General features: G+C 69.2%; 17 protein-coding genes and 2 pseudogenes. 16 read left to right on the top strand and 3 right to left on the bottom strand.

Annotation, left to right across the window (positions count from 1 at the left end; all coding sequences use genetic code 11):
- Positions 1-137 precede the first annotated feature (137 nt).
- The gene (locus AC5P09_RS32175; protein ID WP_493877252.1) at positions 138-1448 is read right to left on the bottom strand and encodes an ABC transporter substrate-binding protein; all 1311 of its coding nucleotides are present in this window, start codon (positions 1446-1448) and stop codon (positions 138-140) included.
- A 506-nt stretch (positions 1449-1954) separates the two neighbouring features.
- Between AC5P09_RS32175 and AC5P09_RS32170 the strand changes: the two genes are divergently transcribed.
- The 3 genes from AC5P09_RS32170 (at position 1955) to AC5P09_RS32160 (ending at position 5958) form a co-directional block, all read left to right on the top strand.
- Complete coding sequence (locus AC5P09_RS32170) at positions 1955-2992, top strand: LacI family DNA-binding transcriptional regulator (protein WP_493877251.1); 1038 nt, start codon at positions 1955-1957, stop codon at positions 2990-2992.
- 186 nt (positions 2993-3178) lie between these two features.
- Entirely contained in the window at positions 3179-5242 is a 2064-nt protein-coding gene (locus AC5P09_RS32165) for an RICIN domain-containing protein (protein ID WP_493877250.1), read from the top strand.
- 248 nt (positions 5243-5490) lie between these two features.
- Positions 5491-5958, top strand: coding sequence for a hypothetical protein (locus AC5P09_RS32160; RefSeq protein WP_493877249.1), 468 nt, complete (start codon positions 5491-5493; stop codon positions 5956-5958).
- 171 nt (positions 5959-6129) lie between these two features.
- On the opposite strand, the pseudogene AC5P09_RS32155 reads toward AC5P09_RS32160, so the two are convergent.
- Positions 6130-6693 (bottom strand): annotated as a pseudogene (locus tag AC5P09_RS32155) (transposase family protein); the annotation flags it as partial.
- 16 nt (positions 6694-6709) lie between these two features.
- The gene (locus AC5P09_RS32150) at positions 6710-7888 is read right to left on the bottom strand and encodes a Cmx/CmrA family chloramphenicol efflux MFS transporter (protein ID WP_493877248.1); all 1179 of its coding nucleotides are present in this window, start codon (positions 7886-7888) and stop codon (positions 6710-6712) included.
- Positions 7889-8326: 438 nt separating this feature from the next.
- On the opposite strand from AC5P09_RS32150, the gene AC5P09_RS32145 reads away from it, so the two are divergent.
- From AC5P09_RS32145 to AC5P09_RS32085, 13 genes and pseudogenes are all read left to right on the top strand, one after another.
- Positions 8327-9790, top strand: a complete 1464-nt coding sequence (locus tag AC5P09_RS32145) for an amidohydrolase (protein ID WP_493877247.1) — start codon at positions 8327-8329, stop codon at positions 9788-9790.
- The gene (locus AC5P09_RS32140; RefSeq protein WP_493877246.1) at positions 9780-10820 is read left to right on the top strand and encodes a LacI family DNA-binding transcriptional regulator; all 1041 of its coding nucleotides are present in this window, start codon (positions 9780-9782) and stop codon (positions 10818-10820) included. Before AC5P09_RS32145 ends, AC5P09_RS32140 begins: the two co-directional genes overlap by 11 nt.
- A 43-nt stretch (positions 10821-10863) precedes the next feature.
- Complete coding sequence (gene deoD / locus AC5P09_RS32135; RefSeq protein ID WP_493877245.1) at positions 10864-11607, top strand: purine-nucleoside phosphorylase; 744 nt, start codon at positions 10864-10866, stop codon at positions 11605-11607.
- A 165-nt stretch (positions 11608-11772) separates the two neighbouring features.
- Complete coding sequence (locus tag AC5P09_RS32130; RefSeq protein WP_493877244.1) at positions 11773-12864, top strand: BMP family lipoprotein; 1092 nt, start codon at positions 11773-11775, stop codon at positions 12862-12864.
- Between the two features lie 16 nt (positions 12865-12880).
- Positions 12881-14464, top strand: coding sequence for an ABC transporter ATP-binding protein (locus tag AC5P09_RS32125; RefSeq protein ID WP_493877243.1), 1584 nt, complete (start codon positions 12881-12883; stop codon positions 14462-14464).
- Complete coding sequence (locus tag AC5P09_RS32120) at positions 14461-15582, top strand: ABC transporter permease (RefSeq protein ID WP_493877242.1); 1122 nt, start codon at positions 14461-14463, stop codon at positions 15580-15582. The genes AC5P09_RS32125 and AC5P09_RS32120 overlap by 4 nt, the downstream gene beginning before the upstream one ends.
- Entirely contained in the window at positions 15579-16514 is a 936-nt protein-coding gene (locus tag AC5P09_RS32115; RefSeq protein ID WP_493877241.1) for an ABC transporter permease, read from the top strand. Before AC5P09_RS32120 ends, AC5P09_RS32115 begins: the two co-directional genes overlap by 4 nt.
- 101 nt (positions 16515-16615) lie before the next feature.
- The gene (locus AC5P09_RS32110) at positions 16616-19603 is read left to right on the top strand and encodes an esterase-like activity of phytase family protein (RefSeq protein WP_493877240.1); all 2988 of its coding nucleotides are present in this window, start codon (positions 16616-16618) and stop codon (positions 19601-19603) included.
- Between the two features lie 194 nt (positions 19604-19797).
- Positions 19798-20360: pseudogene (locus AC5P09_RS32105) on the top strand (TetR/AcrR family transcriptional regulator).
- A gap of 649 nt (positions 20361-21009) precedes the next feature.
- On the top strand, positions 21010-21822 hold the full coding sequence (locus AC5P09_RS32100; RefSeq protein ID WP_493877255.1) for an oxidoreductase: 813 nt from the start codon (positions 21010-21012) through the stop codon (positions 21820-21822).
- A 58-nt stretch (positions 21823-21880) separates the two neighbouring features.
- Positions 21881-22399, top strand: coding sequence for a nuclear transport factor 2 family protein (locus AC5P09_RS32095; protein ID WP_493877239.1), 519 nt, complete (start codon positions 21881-21883; stop codon positions 22397-22399).
- A 205-nt stretch (positions 22400-22604) separates the two neighbouring features.
- Complete coding sequence (locus tag AC5P09_RS32090; RefSeq protein WP_493877238.1) at positions 22605-23750, top strand: L-dopachrome tautomerase-related protein; 1146 nt, start codon at positions 22605-22607, stop codon at positions 23748-23750.
- Positions 23751-23890: 140 nt separating this feature from the next.
- The gene (locus tag AC5P09_RS32085; RefSeq protein ID WP_493877237.1) at positions 23891-24118 is read left to right on the top strand and encodes a hypothetical protein; all 228 of its coding nucleotides are present in this window, start codon (positions 23891-23893) and stop codon (positions 24116-24118) included.
- Positions 24119-24502: the final 384 nt, after the last annotated feature.

Genomic DNA, 24502 nt, shown 5'->3' with positions numbered 1-24502 from the left:
ACGGCGGTGCCCGTGAGGCACCTTCTTCTTGGCGGGGGCAGTGCCCGCAGGCGGCACGGCGGCCGCCTCCGGGATCTTCGTGGTCGTTTCGGAGCTCATGGTGTCGGTGTTCATCCGCTTCAGAAGGGGGGCCGGTCTCAGTCGGACGCGAAGATCGTCTTCTTCTGGCGCTCGATCTGGGACAGCAGGCTGTCGATCCCCTTGGGCTCGCGGATGAACTTCTGCAGCGAGGGCTGCATCACCGTCGAGGTGAAGTCCGGGCGGCTGTCGCGGTCCATGAACTGGGTGAGATGCTTCGCCTGGCTGATCATCTCGTAGCCCTTCTTCTGAAGGGCGCTGTAGCCGGAGGTGTCGGCCTTCGAGGAGGCGGCGATAAGGCTCGGGTCGGCCTTCAGGTAGGTCTCTTCGGCCTCGGCCGTGCCCAGGAATTCGAGCAGTTTGACGGAGCCGGCATGGTTCTTGGGCTTCTTGCTGAGCATGATGCCGTCGGTCGGCGCCTCCACGGTGTCCTGCCCGTACGCCGGGTCGATCTCGGGGAAGGCGAAGAAGTCGAGGTCGTCCAGGTCCGCCTTGTTGGTGAACTGCTGGGCCACGAACATGCCGAGCATATACATGCCGGCCTTCTTCGCCACCAGCGTCTGGGCGGCGTCCTGCCAGGTGCGGCCGACCGCGCCCTCCTGGTGGTAGGGGAGGGTCTCGGCCCAGGTGTCGAAAACCTTGCGGACCTTCGCGTCGGTCCACGAAGCCTTGCCCGCCATCAGCTCGACGTGGAAGTCGTAGCCGTTGAGGCGGAAGTTGATCTGGTCGAAGGAGCCCATCGCCGGCCAGGCATCCTTGTCCCCGTACGCGATCGGGACGAGGCCGTCCTTCTTCATCTGCTTGCAGAGGGCGACGTACGCGTCCCACGTGGTGGGGACCTCGTAGCCGTACTTCTGGAAGACGCTCTTGCGGTAGAAGACCGCCCACGGGGACGTGGTCAGGGGCACCAAGTAGTACTTGCCGTCCTGACCCTTGCTCAGGTCATGCATGGCACTGGGGAAGTTGCCCCCGATCGTCTTCCACACGTCGTCGATCGGGGCGGCCAGCCCCTTGGCCGCGAAGAACTGCATCCGGTAGCCGGCGAACCACTGGAACACGTCGTCCGGCGTGCCCTGCAGGTAGGTGTTGATCTGCTCCTGGAACGTGTTGTGGTCCTTGGTGTTGATGTCGACCGCGATCCCGGACTGCTTCGTGAAGGCCGCGTAGACGTCGGCGTACCCCTTCTTCGGGACGGCGTCGGACGCGTTGGAGCCCACGGTGACCGTCTTGGCGTCCGACGAGGCGGAACTGCCGCCGCAGGCGCTCAGCAGAGGGATGCCGGCACCCAGTACCGCGGCTCCGCCGAGTCCGCGGAGCACGGTGCGGCGGCTGGTACCAGGCATGGACTGACCAAGGGAGGAATGGTGCATTTCGACTCCTGACGGGGCTGGCGGTGCCCAGGCTTGGCGCATCAGCCGGAAGGGGGTATGGCGGAAAGGGGGTCGTCGAGCGACCAGAATCAAACACGATCGAACAAACGCGATCGGCGGACGCCAGGAAGCGTGAACGCTCTGTGTACTCGCTGTCAAGACTCCGCGTCCGGCAATCCATGAGGGATCAGGTCCGGCCAGAAGCCGCACGTGCGGGCAGCCGGATCAGGCGGACAGGCCTGACATGACTGGCCCTCGAACCGTCCCGGGCGGAGCAATTACCGCTTGAGCTGCAGGAATGCAGGCCAGGCACGCCCTCCTCGGGCACCTGCGGCACCTCGCTCCGCCCGGCCACGAGCCTCGGTGACCGCCAACACCGGAGGCAAGTGGCGTTGCGAGAACTCTTGACGTGCGGTCGGCGGATGCGTGCACAATGACCGCGCGGTCAGACCGCGTGGTCATATCACTGACCTCGTTCGATGTAGGCACACGCCAGGGGAGACTTCATGACAGCAGGGGTGGAGCGCGGCGCCGGCTCCTCCGCGCCGCGCAGTGAGGACGTGGCCAGGCTGGCCGGCGTCTCACGCAAGACGGTCTCCCGGGTCCTCAACAACGAGCCGTACGTCTCCGACGAGTCCCGCCGACGCGTCCTGGCGGCCGCCGAGGAGCTCGGCTACCGGCTGAACCACGCCGCCAGGGCACTGGCCTCCGGCCGCACCCGCTCCATTGGTGTCGTGGCACTGGGGACGGCGGGATACGGCACCGCCTCCCTGCTCGTGGGCATTGAACAAGCCGTACGGGACGCCGGTTACGCGCTGCGCGTGGTCAACACACCGGACGGCGACCCGGAAAGCATCGCCGGCGCGCTGGAATCACTCATGGAGCAGGGCGTGGACGGCGTCGTCGTTTCCGAACCCATTGTCGAAGGTGAAGTCCCGCTCGGTGTCGACGTGCCGGTCCTCTTCCTCGGAGCACCACCCGCCTTCACCGCCGCCCGGACACTGACCATCGGGGTGGGCGCCCATCAGCTGGCGCGCGCGGCCACCGAACACCTGCTGGACCTGGGGCATTCGACTGTCCATCACCTCGCCGGGCCGCGGCGGTGGTACGCCACCAAGGACCGTATCGAGGGATGGCGGGCGGCGCTGGCGGCCCGGGACGCGCACGAACCGCCCGTGCTGAACGGTGACTGGTCGGCGGCCTCCGGGTACGCCGCGGGCCGCGAGCTGGCCTCGAACCGCTCGGTGACCGCCGTGTTCGCCGCGGGCGACGAGATGGCCATCGGCCTGATCCACGCCCTGCGCGAAGCCGGATGCCGGGTGCCGGAGGACATCAGCGTGGTTGGTTTCGACGGCAACCCGGTCTTCGCCTACGTCTCTCCTCCCCTGACCACCGTGCGTCAGCCCTTCGAGGCCGCGTCAAGCGAAGGAATCCGGCTTCTCCTCCACGCCATCGAGAAGCCCGACACCGAACTGCCACCGGCGAATGACCTACCCGTCGAACTCGTCGTCCGCGGCTCGACCGCACCTCCGCCCTCTCTCTGACCCACCCCACCCCCCACGCCACTGCTCCGGTGCACCCACACGCCGGGGCGCCCCACCTCCGCCATTCCGCGCATGTTGCGCCGCGTCCCCTGCGCTCGCGAGTCGCGCTCAACGAACTCCGCCGCGTCACTCTGGAGCCGTTCCAAGCCGGCGGACACCGAAACACACCTTCCCCTGGGAGCCGCAATGTCCCCTGCGCAGACAGGCGCCAGACCCGGCGCCGCTCCACGCCCCCGTCCTCTCTCCCTCTTGTCGACAGCCTTCGCCCTGCTCGCCCTGGTGGCGACGCTGGTTCTGCCGGCCGCGGGCCGGGCCGACGCCCTGGCCCGTCCGTCGCAGACGATGTACACGCCGCCGTCGGATGCGCCGTCGCCCGGGTCGTACTATCCGCGGGCGATGCGTCTGCAGTACAACGGTTCGGCCAACGGCACGATGCTCGCCACTTTCGAGCAGTACACCAACGGCACACCCGTCTTCCCGATCTACCGCAGCACCGACAACGGCAACTCCTGGGCGAAGCTCTCCGATGTCGCCGACACCCAGAACGGCTGGGGCATGCGCTGGCAGCCCGAGCTGTTCGAACTGCCCACGGCGATGGGCGGCTTCCCCGCAGGAACCATCCTCGCCGCCGGAGCTTCCGTTCCTGCCGACCGCTCGGCCATCAAGATCGATGTCTATGCCAGCACCGACCGCGGACAGACCTGGAGCTTCGTCAGCAACATCGCCACCGGCGGTCCCGCATACGACCAGAACGGCAATGGCAACACTCCCGTGTGGGAGCCGTTCTTCCTCGTCTCCGGCGGCAAGCTGATCGTCTACTACTCCGACCAGCGCGACCCCGACCACGGCCAGAAGATCGTCCACCAGGTCTCCACGGACATCCGCAACTGGGGCCCGGTCGTGGACGACGTGGCGATGCCCACCTTCAGCCAGCGCCCGGGTATGGCCACCGTCGCGAAGCTGCCCAACGGCAACTACGTCATGACGTACGAGTACGGCGGCTCCCCTGCCGGCAACTTCGCCGTCTATTACAAGATCTCCTCCGACCCAGAGGCGTTCGGCTCCGTCACGGGCATTCCACTGAGGTCGACAGACGGTCTGGTCCCCACCAGCACTCCCTTCATCACCTGGCTGCCCACCGGCGGACCGAACGGCACCCTCGTCGTCGGCGCCTACAGCACAAGCGACCTGTTCCTCAACACCCAGAACGGCGCCGCGAACACCTGGACACGCATCAGCTCCAACGTCGTCGGCGGATACAGCCGCGGCATGCTCCCGCTGACCGACGGCCACAGCCTGCTGGTGCTCAGTGGGGGAAGCGGCGGCAGCAATGTCCGTAACCCTGTCACGTACAGCACCATCGACCTGGGCGGCGGCATCTCCGACGGTGCCACCTACGTCCTGTCCAACGCGGGCAGCGACCTGAACCTCACCATCGCCGGCGGCTCCACCACCAACGGCACCGCCGCGACCCAGCAGACCACCACCAACGCCACCGACCAGCGGTGGCGCTTCGTCCAGCAGCCGTCCGGCTACTTCAAGATCTTCAACGTCGCCAGCGGCAAGGTCCTCGGTGTGGAGAACCAGTCCACCGCCAACGGCGCCAGGATCCTCCAGTGGGACGACAACGGCACCCTCGATCACGAGTGGGCCGTCGCCCCGCACCAGGCCGGCGGCTACACGATCACCAACCGCGTCACCGGTAAGCACCTCGAGATCCCGAACGCCTCCACCGCCGCCGGCACCACCGCCGTCCAGTGGAGCGGCACCAGCTGCGCCTGCCAGCGCTGGAACCTCACCCAGACCGCCCTGCCGCCGTTGGGCACCGGGCAGTACGTCCTCGTCAACAAGAACAGCGGCAAGTACCTCGACATCCCCCAGGCATCCACCGCCACCAACACCGCGGCCAACCAGTGGCGCAACTCCGCCTGCACCTGCCAGCTGTTCACCTTCCAGTCCGCCGGCAACGGAGCCTGGACCATCAAGAACGTCAACAGCAACCTCAACCTGGACATCCGCAACTCTGCCGCCACGGCAGGTGCGGCCGTCGTCCAGAACACCGCCTCCAGCGCCGACTCCCAGAAGTGGACCCTCACTGACGCGGGCAACGGCTACTACCGACTCCGGAACGTGAACAGCGCCCTTGTCGCCGGTGTCGCCGAGTCCTCTACCGCCGACGGCGGGGCCGTCGTCCAGTGGAACAGCGTCAACAACGACGACCAGCTCTGGAAGATCGTCCGCATCAACTGACCCGAGGAAGGGCACGGAAGAAGACCAGCATCCCGCCTGCCGGGCTCGCCGGCCAAGCCGGCGAGCCCGGCAAGCTGTGTCACGGAAGGAGGAAGGTCTGCCCGTGCTCGCGGAGCTGTTGGCCAGGCTCCTGGCACAGGTCCAGGAAGCAGCGCCTGGAGCGCGAACGCAACTCGCAGTTCCTGCCGGCTTCCAGCATCCTCGGTGCGGAGGGAACCATTCCGCCACGGTGCTGTATCTGGCCCGGCATGGGTCCAGTGATGTTGTTCTTCGGGCTGTGTTTCATGGGCGGGTGGGCGGCGGCCATCGGTGCGCTGGTGTACGCCGTCGTCACGCTGGTGCGCATTTGGCCGCGGGACTGGGTGCGGCACCACGGACACCTGGCGGTACGGCTACTGGTGCCGACGCCCGCGTACTTGCGCCTCGACGTGGCGCTTGCCGTGCTGGCCCTCCTGGTCGACCTGTGGCTCGTGTCGGCGGCCATCGTGTTCGGTTCGGACGGCATCTTCACCGAGGATTGGATGGGCTATCCCGGCATGACGGATCCCTCCGGGCAGGGGTATCAGGCGGGAGTGGTGAGCGCACTGCGGACGATGGCGTGGTGGACCTCCGGGATCGCGGTCCTGTGCCGGTGCTGGACCACAGCCGGCGTCCAGGTGTGCGTCCTGCCGTTGGCGGCATGGTGGATCGGTTCGTTCGACACCTACTACACCTGACGTGTGCGGCCGACCACGGACCCCGGCCCCACACCCGAGCCGAGCACAACGGCCCCTGACCCTGGTTCAGAGGGAAAACCGCAGCCTGAACGCCACGTCAAACTTTCACGCCGCAGCACAAGTTGGACCGATCGGCCATGTGGGCACTCGCGCAAAGTGTCCAAGCAGGCTGTGGGGCAGGTCATGGGACCAGCGCCCCACGGCGAAGAAGGCGCGGGCGCGGCTGAAGAACGCCACAGTGGTGGCGGCCTTCTAGTCGGGGAGGTGCTCGGTGTGGGCCAGGCGAGAGAACCCGTCGACGGCGGAGCGCAGGTAGACGTACCCGCCCCTGGTCCCGGCGGTCTTCGCGCGCCGGCCGGCCTTGGCCTGCTCGGAGCCGAGTCCGTGGGCCCGCCCCCGCCGACGTCGGGGGATGCGTCCGACCTTCTTGACGTCCAAGTGGACCATGTGGCCGGGGTAACGGGCCACGGCCCGTTTTCGGTGCGCGTGATCCTGCGGGCGGACCACTTGTTGTCCCGCCTCAGTCGCTCGATCTGTTCGACGACGTGGGGTGGCGTCTGGGTCGGTGAGGAGAGCGGGACACTGGAGAGATCCCACAGCCTGGCCTCGCCGTACGTGTCGTACCGGTTCTTCCACTTGGACAGGCAGGCGGGGGAGACGCCGGTCTCAGCAACCATGTGGGCGATCCGACGGCTGCGGCAGCTCGATAAGCCTTCGGCGTCCCTCGACGTTCAGGGGGCATTCGCATGCGTCACTGGAGCACCTCGGCGCGTCGGCCGGCCGCGAGCACGGTGCGGAAGGGGAACGCGATGAGCAGTGTGATCGCAACCAGGAGCCCGCTTGCCCACAGTGGTCCGAGGTTCCCGACCGCGGTGCTGAGGGTGGTTGCGGCGAGGAGGGGGCCGACGGCGGCGCCGACGTTGAGTGCCGCGGTCGCATACGACCCGGCCATGGTGGGGGCTTCCGCAGCCTCATAGAGGACCCGTGTGATCAGGGTGCTGCCCAGCGCGAACGACAGGGCGCCCTGCACGAACACGAGGGCGAACAGGGCGACCGGCTCGTCGGCCAGCACCGCCAGGGCCGGCCAGCCGATGAGCAGCAGCGGGCCGCCGACCGCGATGACCAGACCGGGACGCTGGTCGGACAGCCGGCCGGCGACGGTGACCCCGGCGAAGGAACCGGCGCCGAAAAGCACCAGAACGACAGAGATCCACAATTCTCCCAGCCCGGCGGTGTCGGTCACGACGGGGGCGAGGAAGGTGAAGCTTCCGAACGTGGCTGCGTTCACGAGCGCGCCGAGCAGCATCACCAGAATCAATGGCGGCCTGGTGAGCTGGGCGAGCTCCGCTTGCAAGGCTGGTCCGCCAGTTGCATCTTCCTTCACACGTCGCGCCGGGATCGCCTTCAGGATGCCGAGAGCCGCAGGCAGGCAGAGAGCGGCGACGGCCCAGAACGCGGCCCGCCAGCCGAGCACAGTGCCCAGTACCGACCCACCGGGGACACCGGCGATCGTGGCCACCGTCGTGCCTGACAGCAGCACGGCCAGCGCACGTCCCTTCTTGTCGGGCGAGACCAGCGTGGCGGCAGCCGTCAGAGCGACGGCAAGGAACCCCGCGTTCGCGAGCGCGGCGACGATCCGGGTGGCGAACAGGATCGGGAAGCTCGTGGTGATGGCGCCCACGGCGTGGGCTGCCGCGAACGTGAGGATGAACCCGAGAAGACTGGAGCGCCTGGGCCAGGTGCGGGCAAGCGCGGCCACCAGGGGAGCACCGACGACCATGCCGACCGCGAAGGCCGAGGTGAGCGTGCCTGCTGTCCCGACGGTGACGTCGAGATCCGAGGCGATGTCCGGCAGGAGGCCGGCGAGCATGAACTCCGAGGTGCCCATGGCGAAGACCGCCATGGCAAGCAGATACAGCGGGAGAGGCATCGAGTGGCTCCGAGGTGAGGAGAAGCACGAGAAGGTCATCTCGTCACCGCGGCCAGCCCCAAGGGCACCCTCGCCCGGCCGCAGAATGCGGCGCGACGACAGGGCTACGAGCTCAGTGGTTCAGGGGGCTGACGGCGTGACCGAAAGCCCCCACCTTGTCCGACTCAGGACTCGACATGGACCGCACGGTACCCGGCTGATGCCCGTCGAGGCACCTTGGTTTTACCGGTATTGGCCTGTGCCACCAACGTCATGTCCCGCGACAACCAGCCGCCGCCAGTCGAGGACCAGCAGGCGCCGAGCGGGCTGCTCCGTGCGCGTCACAGCCCCGCTCGCCCTTCACCAGACCGCGCTGTCGTAAGTGCCGGAGGACCACCGATCGCCCGGTCCGGCGTCCGATGGTTGTGCAAAACGTTTTGGATATCTAGCTTGTGCGCCATGAGCGACAGAACGCCTGCGCGGACCGGCCGCCTCCTGGTGAGGGGCTGTGATGTGCTGCGGGTCCCGTCCCACGGCGAGTGCGAGATCCTGCGAGCACAGGACATCGTGGTGGCGGACGGCGTCATCGAGGAGGTGCGGCCGACCGGCACCCTCGGTGCGACCGGCGCTCCCGGCCCGCTCGGCGCCTCTGGTCCGCTCGGCGTCTCTGGTCCGCTCGGCGCCTCCGGCCCGACCGACGCCTCCGGCCCCTCCGGTCCGGGTCACGCGGTGGACGTGATCGACGGGCGCGGGCTGCTGGCCGTTCCCGGTCTGGTCAACGCGCACACGCACAGCCCCATGGTGCTGATGCGCGGCGCGGCCGAGGACGTGACGGTCGAGGGCTGGTTCAACGACCGGGTCTGGCCGATGGAGTCCAACCTCACCTCCGCCGACGTACGGATCGGGGCCAGGCTCGCCTGCGCCGAGATGATCCGCTCCGGTGTGACCACCTTCGCCGACCACTACTTCTTCCCCGAACAGATCGCCGAGGCGGTCGCCGAGACCGGTCTGCGGGCCGACATCGCGCCCACGTACTTCAGCAGCCGGGGCGAGGAGGCCCTGGAGAACACGGTGAAGTTCGCGGAGGCCTGGCACGGCCGTGCCGACGGCCGGGTCACCGTCTCGCTCGGACCGCACGCCCCGTACACGGTCGACGACGGCGACCTGCGGACCCTCGCCGGGCACGCCCGGCGGCTCGGCCTGCGGATGCACATCCACGCCGCCGAGCACCTGGAGCAGACGCAGTCCAGCCTGGAGCGGCGCGGTGTCACGCCGATCCGGGTCTTGCACGAGACCGGGGTTCTGGACGCCGGTGCGCTGATCGCGCACGGCTGCGGGATCGTCGAGCAGGATCTGCCGTTGCTGGCCGAGTACGCCGGCACGACCGCCGTGGCCTGCTGCCCAAAGGTCTATCTCAAGCACGCCCTGTCCCCGCTCACCCCGGTCCGCGACCTGCTCGCCACCGGGGTGACGGTCGCCGTCGGCACGGACGGCGCCGCCGGGCACAACACGCTCGACGTGTGGGAAGCACTGCGGCTGGTCGCCCTCACCCAGAAGCAGGCGGTACGGGACGCCACCTGGATGACCGTCTCCGACACCCTGCGCCTGGCCATGCGCGGCGGGGCCCGAGCTCTCGGGTTGCAGAAGGAGATCGGGGCGCTGGAGCCGGGGATGCGCGCCGACATCGTCCTCACCGACCTGTCCGGGCTGCACTGCCGTCCGCTGCATGATCCGCGCGCCGCGCTGGTCTACAGCGCCCGCGCCAGTGACGTACGGACGGTCGTCGTCGACGGCCGGGTCCTGATGCGCGACGGCCGGCTGCTCACCGTGGACGAGCCGGCGCTGCTGGCCGAGGCAGACACCCGGGTGGCCCGGATCCTCGACACCTCCCACGGGCGGGCGGTGCAGCACTATGACCCCTGAGCCGTACAACCGGGCGGCCGTCCGGCGCCCCGCGTCCATCAAGGACGTGGCCGCCGCGGCAGGCGTCAGCGCGACCACCGTCTCCCATGTCCTCAGCGGCAACCGGCCGGTCAACGAGCACACCGCCGCCCGGGTCCGCAGTGTCGTCAACCGGCTCGGCTATGTCCCGGCCTCGCTGGCCCGCAGCCTCCAGGCCGGTTCCACCTCGGTGATCGGCCTGCTGATCCCCGACATCAGCAACACCTTCTTCGCCGAACTCGCCAAGGGCGCCGAGGACGCCGCCCACGACCTCGGCTACGGCCTGATTCTGTGCAACACCGAGTTCGACGCCGACCGCGAGGACCGTTACCTCGGCATGATCCGCAGCCGGTTCATCGACGGCATGGTGTACGCCTCGGGGTCCCCGCCGTCCCGGCGGCGGCTGGAGGCCCTCATGGGCAAGTTCCCCATCGCGCTCGCCGACGAGGAGGTCGAGGGCCTGGAGGGCGCCCTCATCGCCACCGCCGACCATGAGGCGGGCGGGCGACTGGTGGGGGAGCACCTCCGGTCGCTCGGCCACCGCCGGGCCCTGATGCTGACCGGCCCGCGTGCCCTGAAGAGCAGCAACGCCCGTGCGAACGGTTTCGTGCGGGCTTTCCGGGGCGAGGTCGTCGAACGTGTCGGCGACTTCAAGGAGACCTCCGGACACGGCCTCGTCGCCGAACTCCTCCAGGACGGCGGTCTCCCCGGGGACTGCACGGCCGTCTTCGCGGCCAACGACCTGATGGCCTTCGGTGCCCTCCTGGCGCTGAGGGAGTCGGGGCTGTCCGTGCCGGACGACGTCTCGGTGGCCGGCTTCGACGACATCCGGGCGGCCTCGCTGGCGCATCCGCCCCTGACCACCGTCCACCAGCCGGCCTACGACGTGGGCCGCACCGCCACCGCCCAACTCCTCCAGTACGTCACCCGGGGCGAGGTCCCGCCCGCCTCCCGGCACACCCTTCCTGTCGAACTCAAGGTCCGCGGCAGCACGGCACCCGCCACCCGCTGACCCTCACCTGACCCCAACTGTCCGCGCGCCGCACGGAGTTGCCGTGCCGCGCGGCACTACCCCCTGCTCGGTCACCGGCACCCCGCACATCGCGGCCCGGCCGGGCGACTTCGCGCCGATTGTGCTGATGCCAGGGGATCCGCGCCGCGCCCGCCGGATCGCCGAGACCTTCCTTCAGGACGCACGCCAGGTCACCGACGTACGCGGCATCCTCGGCTACACCGGCAGCCACCGGGGCGTACCGATGTCGGTCCTCGCCTCCGGGATGGGCATCCCGTCCGTGACGATCTACGCCACGGAGCTGTTCCGCCACTACGGCGTGCGCAGGATCGTCCGGGTCGGTACCGCCGGCGCAATCCCGGCTGCGGTGTCCGTACGGGACGTGGTGATCGCCTCCGCCGCGCACACCGACTCCAGCCTCAGCCGCGTCCTCGTGGACGGCGTGACCCTCTCGCTCGCTCCCTCGTACCGGCTGCTGCGCGCCGCCGCGGACGCCGCCGAGAAGGAGCCCATCGCCGTGCACATCGGACCGGTGTTCAGCAGCGACCACTTCTACCTCGACCGCCCCGCCCTCTTCGACGCCCTGGAGCGCCGGGGCACGCTCGCGGTCGAGATGGAGGCGGCGGGACTGTATGCCGTGGCCTGCGCCGAGGGCGCCGAGGCCCTCGCCGTGCTGACCGTCTCCGACCATCTCCGCACCGGTGAGGCCCTCACCGCCGAGGAACGCGAGACGGACTTCGACCGGACGCTGCGTATCGCCGCTTCCGCGCTGCTGACCGATGTGTGAAGACCGATGTCTGATGACCGTGTCTGAAATTCCCACACCGGAAATCAAACAGAAACCGGGCAACGTAGCCAAAACGTTTTGCGCTTTCTACTGTCAACGCAGCCGCTCACTGCAGCCGCTCACTGCAGCCACTCACTCAGCAACGAAATGATCAGGAGACCGATGATGCGATACGGAAGAAGCGCCGCCCTCGTGGCGACCGGGATGCTCGCGCTGACCGCGTGCGGAGGGTCGGGCGGAGACGATTCCGGAGCGGCATCCTCCGGCAAGCCGCGTATCAAATTGGTGATCAATGGCGGGCTGGGCGACAAGTCGTTCTTCGACTCCGCCTACGCGGGTCTGAAGAAAGCCGAGAAGGACCTCGGCTACGAGCTCAAGGTCGTGGAGCTGGGTTCCGACCGCACCAAGTGGGAGCCCGGTTTCGAGGACGCCGCCTCGGCCGACGACTACGACATCCTCGCCGCCGGGACCTTCGAGGTCACCGAGTACATCGGCGAACTCGCCCCGCAGTTCCCGGACAAGAAGTTCTGGCTGTTCGACGCCCCGGTCGACTACAGCGGCAAGAACGGCGGCTGTTCCAACAAGTGCGAGAACGTCTACTCCGTCACCTTCAAGCAGAACGAGGGCGGTTATCTCGCGGGATTCCTGGCCGAGAAGCTGGTGGCCGCGAAAGCGCTCAAGGGAACCGAATCGCTGAAGAAGGTCGGCGTCATGGGCGGCGTCAAGATCCCGTTGATCGAGGACTTCGTCGTCGGTTTCAAGTCGGGCTTCCAGGCCGCCGGCGGAAAGAACTCCGATGTCCTCGTGCAGTACGTGGGCGGCGACAAGCCGTTCGGCGACCCCGCAAAGGGCAAGGAGATCAGCACCGCCATGTACGGCCAGGGCGCCGCGCTGGTGTGGCCGGTCGCCGGGCTCTCCGGACTCGGCACCTTCGAGTCGGCCGTCGGCGCCAAGCGGTACACGTTCGGCGTCGACTCCGACCAGTACCAGACCCTCACCGACCAGGCGCAGAAGAACACCGTCGTCACCTCCATCCTCAAGAACGTCGGCAACGCCCTGTACAAGGCCGCGCAGGAGGACCAGAAGGACTCCCTGAAGTACGGCGCCGTCTCCACCGTCGGCCTCGCCGAGGACGCGGTGGGCTATGTGAACGACGACCACTTCAAGGAGTTGGTGCCCGAGACGATCCGCACCGAGGTCCAGGAAGCCGCCGACAAGGTCAAGTCCGGCTCCGTCACGGTGCCCAGCGCCCTCTAACCGAACGGCCTTGATGATGAACGAGCCATGGGGCAAGGACGGACCGGCCGTCGCCGCCCGCCAGGTCACCAAGACCTACGCAAACGGGGTGCGCGCCGTGCGCGCCGTGGACCTGGAGGTCCCGCCGGGCGAGATCCGGGCGGTCGTCGGTGAGAACGGCGCGGGCAAGTCCACGCTGATGAAGCTGTTCTACGGCCTGGAGCAGCCGAGCGCCGGCGAGATCCTGGTCGGCGGACGGCCCCGCGTGCTGCGGGGCCCCGCCTCGGCGATCGCGTTGGGCGTGGGGATGGTGCACCAGAACCTCATGCTGGTGCCGTCCTTCACCGTCGCCCAGAACGTCGTCCTCGGCGTGGAGCCGGGCCGTCGCGGTCTGGTCGACCCGAAGACGGCCGTGGAGACGACCGCCCGGCTCGCGGAGGAGTCCGGACTCGTCGTCGACCCCAAGGCACGCGTCGACGAGGTGTCGGTCGGCATGCGGCAGCGCACCGAGATCCTCAAGGCACTCCACCGGCGGGCCCGCGTACTGATCCTCGACGAGCCGACCGCCGTGCTCACCCCGCAGGAGACGGAGGACCTGTTCGCCGCCGTGCGCCGGCTGCGCGACGGCGGGATGACCGTGCTGTTCATCTCGCACAAGCTGCGCGAGGTACGGGAGATCAGCGACAAGGTGAGCGTGATGCGCGCCGGCTCCCTCGTGGGCACGGTCGCCACCGCCGACGCCACCGAGCGCTCGCTCGCCTCCATGATGGTCGGCCGCGACATGTCCCTGGACGTGGACCGCACCCCAGCCCGCCCCAGGGAGACCACCCTGCGGGTCCGAAGCCTCCGCTACGACGCCCCGACCGGCCAGTCCCTGCACGGCCTCGACTTCGACGTGGCCGCCGGGGAGATCGTCGGCGTGGCCGGTATCGAGGGCAACGGCCAGAGCGAACTCGCCGAGATCCTCGCCGGGTTGCGCCGCGTCACCTCGGGCACGGTCCACGTCGGCGGCACCGACACGGCCGGCCTCGACGTGGCAGGACACCGCAGGGCCGGCATCGGCTACGTGCCGGAGGACCGGCTGCACAACGGCGCCGCTCTCGACGCGTCCATCGCCGACAACCTCGTCGTCGACCGCCACGACCGCCCGCCCCTCGCCCGCCGCGGCATCCTGCACCCGGGCGCCGTACGCGCCCACGCCGACCGCCTGATCGACCAGTACGCGATCCGAACCCCCGACCCGTCGGTCCCGGTACGCGCACTGTCCGGCGGCAACATGCAGAAGGTCATCGTCGCCCGCGAACTCTCCGCAGGACCACGCTTGTTGATCGCCTCGCAGGTCACCCGCGGGGTGGACATCGGTGCGATGCGGTTCATGTACGAGCGTCTCGTCGCCGCACGTGACACGGGCGCCGCTGTCCTGCTGATCTCCGCCGACCTCACCGAACTCCTCGCCCTGTCCGACCGGTTGCTCGTCCTCAAGGACGGCCGCCTGGTCGCCCGGTTCGACGACACGAGCGGCCTCACCGAGAAGCGGGTCGGGCTCTACATGCTCGGCGTGGAGGAGCACGACCACGACGATCTGACGGCCGGTCTGGAAGACCTGGGGGAGACGCCGTGACCACCACCCCCATGACCGCGATCGAGATCGAGGACCGGAGCCAGTACCGAGCGACCCGGCGCCGCGACTTCGCCGTCGACCTCAGCATGGCCCTGGCCACCATCCTCGCCGCCCTGGCCATCGGCTTCCTCGTCATGCTCGCCACCGGCAACGACCCGGTCCGCGCCTACGAGGCGATGCTCACCGGCCCGCTGGACCGCTCCTTCCGCGTCGGCCGCTGGCTGGAGGACGCCACCACGCTCACCCTGCTCGGGCTGTCGGTCGCCATCCCCTTCCGCGCCCGCCAGATCAGCCTCGGCGCCGAGAGCCAGGTCTACGCCGGTGCGCTGGCGGCCGCGACCGTCGCGATCTTCCTGCCGCTGCCGCCCGTCGTCGCCGTGATCGTGCCCATGGCCGCGGCAGCCGCGGCGGGCGCCGGAATGGGCCTGGTTCCGGGATCGATGAAGGCACGCCTCGGCGCCAACGAGATCGTGGCGACGCTGATGCTCAACGCCATCGTCGTCCGCGTCTACGACTACCTGGTCAACGGCCCGCTGAAGGAGCCGGGCAGCAGCGCCGTGCACTCCGAGTCCATCCAGCAGGACTCCGTGCTCACGCCGCTGAGCGACGTCTTCGGCATCCCACTGGGCCGGGCCAACATCGGTCTCGGCGTGATGCTGCTGACCGCCGTCACACTGTGGCTGCTCATCACCCGCACCCCGCTCGGCTACCGCATCCGCATGACCGGCGCCAACCCCGACTTCGCGGCCTACGGCGGCATCCGCGTGCCCCGCGTCATCGAGTGGAGCTTCGTCATCGGCGGCGCCGTCGCCGGGCTGGCCGGCGCCCATCTCGTCCAGGGCGTGTACGGGCGGCTCGAACCCGGGCTCGCCGGAAGCCTCGCCTTCGAAGGGATCGTGGTCGCGTTGCTGGCCAGGAACAACCCGCTGGTCGTCGTGGTCGCCGGATTCTTCTACTCCTACCTGCGCGCCGGGGGCGACATCATGGAACAGCAGACGGACGTCGGCACCGAGATCGTGGTGGTGATCCAGGCGGTCATCGTGCTCCTGGTCACCGCCCAGGCCCTGCCCAACCTGCTCAAGCGGCGCATGGCGCGGAGGCAGGTGGGCGTCCGATGAGTTCCGTGCTCGACGTCGTCCTCAGCAGCGCCTTCCTGGCGGCCGTACTGCGGATCGCCACGCCGTACCTGCTCGCCGCGTTCGGCGGGCTGGTCGCCGAACGCGCCGGCATCAGCAACATCGCCCTCGACGGCCAGATGCTCTCCGCCGCCTGCACCGGGGCCCTGGTCGCCGGCTACAGCGGCTCCGTCGCGCTGGGCGCGGTCAGCGGCGTCGCGATGGCGACCCTGCTGGGCGTACTGCTCGCCGCCCTCCGCCTGGAGCTGGGCGCCGACGCGATCATCGCGGGCATCGGCCTCAACCTCCTCGCCTCCGGCGGCACCGCCTACGCCGTCTACAGCCTCCTCGACGACAAGGGCGGCACCACCGGCCTGAAGAGCGGCAGCCTGCCGACGGTCACCCTCCCGGGCATCGAGCACATCCCGGTGGTCGGCGATGTGCTGAGCGGCCAGAACATGGTCACCTGGCTGGCCTTCCTGGTCGCGCCGTTCGTCGCCTGGCTGTTCTTCCGCACCCGCTTCGGCTTCCACCTGCGCGCCGTCGGCGAGATGCCGGACGCCGCGGCCTCGGTCGGGATCGGGGTACGTCGTGTCCAGTACACCGGACTCGCCCTCAGCGGTGCCCTCGCCGGACTCGCCGGGGTCTTCCTCAGCATGGGCTACGTCTCCTTCTTCGTACGGGACATGACGGCCGGCCGCGGCTTCATCGCTCTCGCCGCCGTGTTCCTCGGTGGCCTGCGGCCGTGGGGTGTCTTCCTCGCCGCGCTCGGCTTCGGAGCGGCGGAGGCACTGGCCGTGCAGCTCGGCACCCTCGACGTACCACCGCAGCTGGTGTCGACGATTCCGTACGTCATGACCCTGGTCGCCCTCGCCCTGTACGCGTGGCGCCGCAAACGCCGGGGCCGTGCCGTGCCGGCGGCCGCCTCGCTCTGACGCCTCGTCACCCCCCTCACTGGGCTCTCCCACCCGCCCCCACCTCGCCGAGCCCGCGGGTCGGCGAGCCATGCCCGCACGCTCCCCTTGGAAGGACACCCATGCGCCACAGATCCCCAGCGCGCCGCAGACGCGCGCTCCTCGCCTCCCTCGCCGCGGCCGGCCTTCTCGGCAGCCTGGCCCTCACGAACGGCTTCGCGGCGGAGCCGGAGGCGGATGCTTCCGGGAAGCCGCAGGACGTGCGGCTCCTCGACACCCTCACGGTGCCCGCCGGGACGACGGAGTTCGGCATGCCGTTCGGCGGGTTGTCCGGAATCGACTACGACCCGCGGTCCGGCGAGTACGTCGCCCTCAGCGATGACCGTTCGGAGAACGGCAAGGCCCGCTTCTACAAGCTCCGACTCCCGCTCGACGGGGCGGCCTTCGCCGGTGACGAGCCCGACCTCGACAGCCTGACCGTGCTCGCCGACACCACCGGCGAACCTTTCGCCCCCAAGACGGTCGACCCCGAGGCGATCCGCTGGACCCCCGGCGCCAAAAGCCTGCTGTGGACCAGCGAGGGTGCCTCCTCCGCCGGGCAGCCCGCCTTCGTCCGCGAGGCGGACACCTCCGGCGGGTACGTACGCGAACTGCCGCTGCCCAAGGCGTACGCCCCCGTCCGCTCGGCCTCGGGCACACTCACCGCCGGGGTGCGCAACAACCAGGCGCTGGAAGGGCTCGCCCTTTCCCCGGACGGGCGCAAGGTGGTCACCATCACCGAGAACGCCCTGGTCCAGGACGGCCCCGCGGCCGGACTGACCGCCAAGAGCCCCTCCCGACTGTTGCTGATGGACCGTCGGACCGGGGAGCCGGAAGCCGAGCACGTCTACGAGGTCGACCCGATCTCCGACGCACCCACCGCGCCCCTGCCCGCCCCGGTCGGCACGTACGCGGCTGACCGCGGAGTCTCCGAGATCCTCGCCATCAACGAGACCGACTACCTCACCGTCGAACGGTCCTTCGCCTCCGGTGTCGGCTTCTCCATCCGCCTCTACTGGACCAGCACCATCGGCGCGACGGACGTAGGCGGCAAGGACGCCCTGTCCGGCACCGAGAAGCCGATGCCGAAGAAGCTGCTGTACGACTTCACCACCTCCGGAACCGACGCCGACAACGTCGAGGGCATCACCTGGGGGCCGAGGCTGCCCGACGGATCCCGCTCGCTCGTCCTCGTCGCCGACGACAACTTCGGCTTCAACGGCAGTGTCACCAAGTTCCATCTGCTGTCGGTCCGTTCGGGCCTGCTGGCGCACCGCACACCGGACGTCGACGGTGACGGCTCCGTGAACGCCAAGGACCTGGCAGCCGTCCCGACCGCCGGCGCGGCCGGAGACCTCGACGGCAACGGCCGTACGGAGGCCGCCGACGTACGGTTGTGGATCTCGTACACCCGCGCCTTCCCCACAGCCCAGAAGCCGCCGTCCACCGTCGACGTCCAGCTGCTGTCCTTCAACGACTTCCACGGCAACCTGGAGCCGCCCACCGGGCGCGACGCCAACCTCGGCTCCAAGCTCGACCCGAAGTCCACGCCGGTCGGCGGCGCGGAGCACCTCGCGGCCCGGCTGGGCCAGCTCCGGCAGGGCACCGACACCTCGCTGACCGTCGCCGCGGGCGACATCATCGGCGCCAGCCCCTTCCTGGCCGGCCTCTTCCACGACGAACCCACCGTCGAATCCATGGAGAAGCTCCACCTGGACGTCACCAGCGTCGGCAACCACGAGTTCGACGAGGGCACCGAGGAACTGCTGCGGATGCAGCACGGGGGCTGCCACCCCGAGGACGGCTGCTTCATAAAGGGTGAGCCGTACGACGGGGCGGCGTTCCCCTGGCTGGCCGCCAACGTCATCGACCGCGACTCCGGCAAGCCCCTCTTGGCGCCCACCTGGGTGAAGAAGGTGGACGGGGTGAAGGTCGGCTTCATCGGCATGACGCTGGAGGGCACGCCCGAGGTCACCGGCCAGTCCGGCATCACGTCCGTACGCTTCCTCGACGAGGTGCAGACCGCCAACGCCTCCGCCCGCGAACTGCGCCGCCAGGGAGTGGAGGCGATCGTCGTCCTGCTGCACGAGGGCGGAGTGCAGGCCGGATCGTACGGGCAGTGCGACGGCATCTCCGGCCCGATCGTCGACATCGCCAAGAACCTCGACCCGGCGATCGACACCGTGGTGACCGGCCACACCCACCAGCCGTACATCTGCTCCCTGCCCGACCCGGCCGGCAACCCCCGCCTGGTCACCTCGGCGTCGTCGTTCGGACGCGTCGTCACCGAGACCCGGCTGCCGGTGGACCGCCGTACCGGCGACGTCGTACGGAACCAGGTCGCCGCGATGAACCACCTCGTCACCCGCACCGGCGCCAGGGACGCCGACCAGACCGCCGTCATCGACAAGTGGAAGGCCCTGTCGGCGCCGCTGGCCAACCGGATCGTCGGCAGCGTCACCGCCGACATCACCCGCTCCGAGACCCGCGACGCCGAGTCCGATCTGGCGAACCTCGTCGCCGACGCCCAACTCGCCGCTACCTCGGCACCGGAGCGCGGCGGGGCCCAGATCGCCCTGATGAATCCGGGCGGGGTGCGGGCGGACCTGGTGCACGGGTCGTCGACGGGCGGGGAGGCACCCGGCGAGATCACCTACGCCGAGGCCTTCGCCGTACAGCCCTTCGCCGGGTCGCTGGTCTCCGTGAACCTGACGGGCGCGCAGATCGAGAAGATCCTGGAGGAGCAGTTCAACGACTCCGGCACCCGGGCACCCACCCTCATGCTCGGCGTCTCCAAGGGCCTGAGGTACTCCTTCTCCCGCGGCGCCCCGGTCGGCGACCGCATCGAGTCGGCGTCGATCACGCTGAACGGCGAACCACTGAAGCCGGACACCACCTACCGGGTGACCGCCAACACCTTCCTCGCCGCCGGCGGCGACGGCTTCACCACCTTCGCCGAGGGCACCGACACCGTCGGCGGCGGGGACGACATCGCGGCCCTCACCGACTACCTCACCGCCCACAGCCCGGTCGCCCCACCCGGCACAGACCGTGTGACCGAACTGCCCTGACGGGCTGGTACGACCGCAAGGGACTGCACCGTATCCGCACTCACCTCGGACGGGGCCGTTGCGCCCAATGGCCCCGGTGTGTGCCGCCCGGGAGGACGGGAGGGCGCACGCACCATCAGTGCTTGACGACGGACATCCCCACCTTCGTAAACCGATCGGTTTTCATTCCGGTGGAATCGGGTTAACCTCGCAGTGTGACCACCAAGGCGAAGCAGAGTCCCCGAGAGCGGCTGCTGGACGCGGCGGCCACGCTCATCTACCGAGACGGCGTCGGCGTCGAGGCGCTGTGCAAGGCGGCGGGGGTGTCCAAGCGCTCCATGTACCAGCTGTTCGAGAGCAAGGACGAACTGCTCGCGGCGGGCCTGGAGGAGCGCGCTTCCGCCGACGTGGCGAGGGCCCTGCCTCCGGCGGACGACGACCGTTCACCTCGCGAGCGGATCCTGCACGTCTCGAGCGGGTGGAACTGCAGGCGGGTGCGCCCGAGTTCCAAGGCTGTCGGTACCTGGCTGTGCAGATCGAGCTGAAGGACCAGAGTCACCCTGCGAGCCAGGTGGCACACCGGATCAAGGCGGGGCTGACGGCCTTTTTCCGTGGCGAGGCCGAACGGGGTGGCGCGAGCGATCCCGACCTGCTGACCCGGCAGCTGATCTTGGTCTTCGACGGCGCCAGTGCCCGCGCGGGGACCGGCGCCGACAACCTGACAGGGCTCATCGTGCCTACCGTGGTTTCCCTGCTCGATGCGGCAGGCATGCGCTGACGCATCGTCCTTCCGGGCAGGTTCGGTGACTGATGTGCTCTCCGGGCTGATGCCGGACTTGAGCAGCCGGGCGCGGGGAAGGTTGTGGTCTTGTCGGCATCTGCGCCCAGCGGCAGGGCATGGTTTCCCGGAGCCTCATCCAGCCGGCCCGGACGCTCGCCGATCTGCTCACCGCCCCGCGCGTCGGTGGCTGCCGCGACGGCGTATCCCTGAATCTGGAGCGTTTCGGGGTGCGCCGAGATCAGCCGCGCGCGAGCAATCGCCATTGGGCTGCCCCTTGCGTGGGAGGGCCCGCTCGCGCTCCTTCCCCCTTTGGCTGCCCTCTCGAAAGCCAGGCGGGCGTCTTCCATGGTCCGCGTCAAGGTGGCGACGACGATCGCCTTGGCAATCGCCCCGGTGGCGGTGTCGTAGTAGCCCTTGAGCGCGAACTCGGCCATCGCATCGCGGGGATGGCACTCTCACGTCTCTCCCGCCTGCTCATCCGGCCCGTGCCGACATGTCGGCGGGCGCCGGTCGGCTCAACCTGAAGACAGTCGGTGACGCGGCCCTGGATCAGTTCCTTGCTTGAGCTTGTGCATGGAAACCGATCGGTTTACAGTGAGGTGAAGGAGAAACCGATCGGTTTCCCAGATGGATTCGGGAGTGCATGATGGCGACAAATCGGCCGGTGGCACTGGTGACGGGGGCGTCATCCGGCATCGGAAAGGAAACCGCGCTCGCGCTGGTCGCAGCGGGTTTCGACGTGGCCGGCACAGGCCGCGACACCTCACACGTCACCCCGCTCCACGGTGTGACCTTCCTCGACCTCGACGTGGCCAGTGACAAGTCGGTCACCGCCGCGGTCCAGCAGGTGATCGACCGGTTCGGGCGGATCGACGTTCTGGTCAACAACGCCGGCGTCGGATCGATGGGTGCGGCGGAGGAAACCTCCGTCGAGCAGGCCCAGGCCGTCTTCGACATCAACGTCTTCGGGGTCATGCGCATGGTGAAGGAGGTCCTGCCGTACATGCGCGCCCAGAAACGCGGGCGCATCATCAACCTCTCGTCAGTGCAGGGGTTCATCCCCGCTCCCTACATGGCCGTCTACGGCGCGTCCAAGCACGCGATCGAGGGCTACTCCCAGTCCCTGGACCACGAGGTCCGGGAATACGGCGTCCGGTCGCTTCTCGTCGAACCCGCCTACACCAGGACCGGATTCGAGGCCAACAGCGCGAAGCCCGACACGCCCCTGCATGCCTACGCGGATCAGCGGCGTGTCTTCGACCGTCTGATGAGGGAGGCGATCAAGGACGGCGACGACCCCGCCGTTGTCGCCAGGGCGATCGTCGCGGCAGCGACCGACGCGAAGCCGAAGCTGCGTTACGCCGCCGGCCCCATGGCCGGACGTGCGCGCCTCCTCCGCTTTGTTCCTGCCTGGGTCTTGGACAAGCAGATCCGCACGATGAACAAGCTGGCCGGCTGACACCCCCCACCCCCGCCACCCGCAGACCCGTTCGCGCCGTTGATACCGGGAGAGACCCGTGTCCGAGACCCTGCACTCCGCCGCCGATACCGTCGCGAGCTGGCGCGCCGCCTCAGAACGCGGTGACGTCGACGCCGCGGTCGCGGGCCTGAGCCGGGACGTCGTGCTCAGCTCGCCGCTCACCGAGCAGTTCCGCTTCGAGGGACCTGACCAACTGCGCTCCTTTCTGACCTCGGCGTTCACGGCGGTCCAGGACATCCGCTTCCACACTCAGACCGGCGAGGGCGACGCGTACGCGCTGTTCTACCGGGCGCGGGTGGGATCCCAGCCGTTCGAGGAGGCGCAACTGCTGCGGCTCGACGACGAGTCACGCATCAAGGAGATCACGCTCTTCGGGCGTCCGATGCCGGCCCTCACCGCGCTGATGATCAGCGCGGGGTCGCAGCTCGCCCACCGGCAGGGCCACCGGGGCGTCGCGGCGCTCATGCGCGCCAGCGCCGCGCCCGTGCACGCGATGGTCACCTTCGGGGACCGCCGCGTGGTCCCGCTGACCCGGCCGGCAGCCCGGCGGCCCTGAGAGAACCAGGTCAACTGGGCAGTTGGCCCCCGTTCCCATTCCAGGAGTTGGCGGTAGCCGCAGGCGATGTCCTCGGCGGACAGCGCTGCTGAAGGCGGCGGCCTCCACCAGCCGCGGCAGCGTCCGGCCGATCCCCCCCACGCGCCGAGGTGATGCGGTAACTCGCCTCGCCCTCCGGCGAATTGACCCAGCAGGAGACGCTCGCATGAAGCGACGTACGTTCCTTACGGCGACCACCGAGTCGCTGGCCGCCACTCAACTCGCCGGGCCCGCCTACGCCTCCGGTTCAACAGCCGGAGAGTACGGGGTCGTTGCCCGCTTCTGGGGCGCGATGCCGACGGGTGTCACCGTCTCGCGCCGCGGCCGGGTCTTCGTCAACTTTCCCCGCTGGGGCGACGACGTCCCGTTCACCGTCGCCGAACTGCGGGGCGGGAAGCCGGTGGCCTACCCCGACGCCGACGTGAACCGCGAGGACGCCTCCGACCTGGCCGGGCACTTCCAGTCGGTGCAGAGCGTCGTCGTCGACCCGGCCGAACGGCTGTGGATCCTCGACACCGGAAGCCCGCTGTTCGCCGGGTCCTCCTACGGCGGTCCGAAGCTCGTGGCGGTCGACCTGCGCACCGACCGGATCGTACGGAAGATCCTCTTCCCGCCCGAGGTGGTGCCGGCGAACAGCTACCTCAACGACGTGCGCTTCGACCTGCGGCGCGGCGCTGAAGGCATGGCGTTCATCACCGACTCGGGCGGCTCGAACGGCGTGATCGTGGTCGACCTCGCCACGGGCCGCTCCTGGCGGCGACTGGCCGGGCATCCCTCGGCGCTCGCGGACGAGCAGTTCCTTCCGGTCATCGAGGGCGAGCCCTTCATGGTCCGCCCCGCGGGCGGCGAGCCCACGTACTACGAGACAGGTTCCGACGGCATCGCTCTCAGCGCCGACGGTACGCGCCTCTACTACTGCCCGCTGTCCAGCCGCCGGCTGCACAGCGTGTCCACCGACGCCCTCGCCGACCCGGACGCCACGGACGCCGAAGTGGCGGCGACGGTCGAGGACCTCGGGTTCAAGCCGATGGCCGACGGCCTGGAGAGCGACGACAAGGGGCGGCTCTACGGCGGCGACCTGGAACACAACTCCCTCTGGCGCAGGAGCCCGAACGGCACCTACCGGCCCCTGGCCCAGGGGAGCGACCTGCTCTGGGTCGACACCCTGTCCGTCGCCTCGGACCGGCACCTGTACGCCATCGCCAACCAGCTCAACCGGCTGTCGCCCTTCCATGAGGGCAAGGACCTGCGTCGCAAGCCCTATCTCCTGGTCCGCCTGCCGATCGACGCCGGGCCGGTCAGGCTCGTGTGACCTCTCCGGCTCGCGTCGGGCGGCCGCATGGTCTTCCACAGAATCCAGGTCCTCACCGGCGTTCGGCGCGAACGCGGCCTCGAAATGCCCGGACATCCTGGCGAGATCGAGTTGAACGTGTTCAAATAGCTGCTGTGCGGGTGACCGTGCAGCAGCTGGCGCGAGCACGCGGCAGGTACCGCCAGGAGGGCATCGTGGGGTCGGGCGCAGGCTTCATCATCTGGGCAGTGTTCTTCTTCTACGTGCTCCTCATGGCACCCTTCTGCATCCTTGTCGGTGCGAAAACTTCCTCGCGCATGGGCTGGCTGATGGCAACTCCCTTGATTTTCCTGCCCCTCTCCCTGTTGATCGCCGCTCTGATCCCTTGAGCGGCTCACCGACTGCGCGACCTGCACAGCCGACGCAGAAGGCAGAGCGCGCCGTCGGCTGACCCTGTCGGGATCAATCCTTGCGTCCGGTCACGGCGACGGTGAACGTCGAGGTCGATCATCGTGAGCCGCCGACTCCTCCCGCCAGAGACAGCCGCCGGTGGAGATGCCGGTAGCCCATGGATCGTCTGCCGGAGGCGGCGCAGGACCATGCCACACGCCCGAAGCCTGGTATCGAACGCGTAGTCCCGGCCGCGCAGTGGAGTCCGAGATCAACACGCGCGCCGTACCTCCGTCGTGGCGGTGACCGTGTGGGCTGTATCGGCCGGCGGCTGAACCGCGGTGCTCTACAGGGCGTCGCTGTCGTGGCAGTAGCGAGCATCG

The sequence above is a fragment of the Streptomyces sp. a15 genome (assembly GCF_059026085.1).
This window is presented reverse-complemented; position numbering and strand designations above follow the sequence as displayed.

Coding starts and splice junctions, on each gene's coding strand:
- AC5P09_RS32175 (WP_493877252.1), bottom strand. CDS start 1,448: ATGCACCATTCCTCCCTTGGTCAGTCCATGCCTGGTACCAGCCGCCGC.
- AC5P09_RS32160 (WP_493877249.1), top strand. CDS start 5,491: ATGGGTCCAGTGATGTTGTTCTTCGGGCTGTGTTTCATGGGCGGGTGG.
- AC5P09_RS32170 (WP_493877251.1), top strand. CDS start 1,955: ATGACAGCAGGGGTGGAGCGCGGCGCCGGCTCCTCCGCGCCGCGCAGT.
- AC5P09_RS32090 (WP_493877238.1), top strand. CDS start 22,605: ATGAAGCGACGTACGTTCCTTACGGCGACCACCGAGTCGCTGGCCGCC.
- AC5P09_RS32115 (WP_493877241.1), top strand. CDS start 15,579: ATGAGTTCCGTGCTCGACGTCGTCCTCAGCAGCGCCTTCCTGGCGGCC.
- AC5P09_RS32130 (WP_493877244.1), top strand. CDS start 11,773: ATGCGATACGGAAGAAGCGCCGCCCTCGTGGCGACCGGGATGCTCGCG.
- AC5P09_RS32150 (WP_493877248.1), bottom strand. CDS start 7,888: ATGCCTCTCCCGCTGTATCTGCTTGCCATGGCGGTCTTCGCCATGGGC.
- AC5P09_RS32140 (WP_493877246.1), top strand. CDS start 9,780: ATGACCCCTGAGCCGTACAACCGGGCGGCCGTCCGGCGCCCCGCGTCC.
- AC5P09_RS32125 (WP_493877243.1), top strand. CDS start 12,881: ATGAACGAGCCATGGGGCAAGGACGGACCGGCCGTCGCCGCCCGCCAG.
- AC5P09_RS32165 (WP_493877250.1), top strand. CDS start 3,179: ATGTCCCCTGCGCAGACAGGCGCCAGACCCGGCGCCGCTCCACGCCCC.
- AC5P09_RS32110 (WP_493877240.1), top strand. CDS start 16,616: ATGCGCCACAGATCCCCAGCGCGCCGCAGACGCGCGCTCCTCGCCTCC.
- AC5P09_RS32100 (WP_493877255.1), top strand. CDS start 21,010: ATGGCGACAAATCGGCCGGTGGCACTGGTGACGGGGGCGTCATCCGGC.
- AC5P09_RS32145 (WP_493877247.1), top strand. CDS start 8,327: ATGAGCGACAGAACGCCTGCGCGGACCGGCCGCCTCCTGGTGAGGGGC.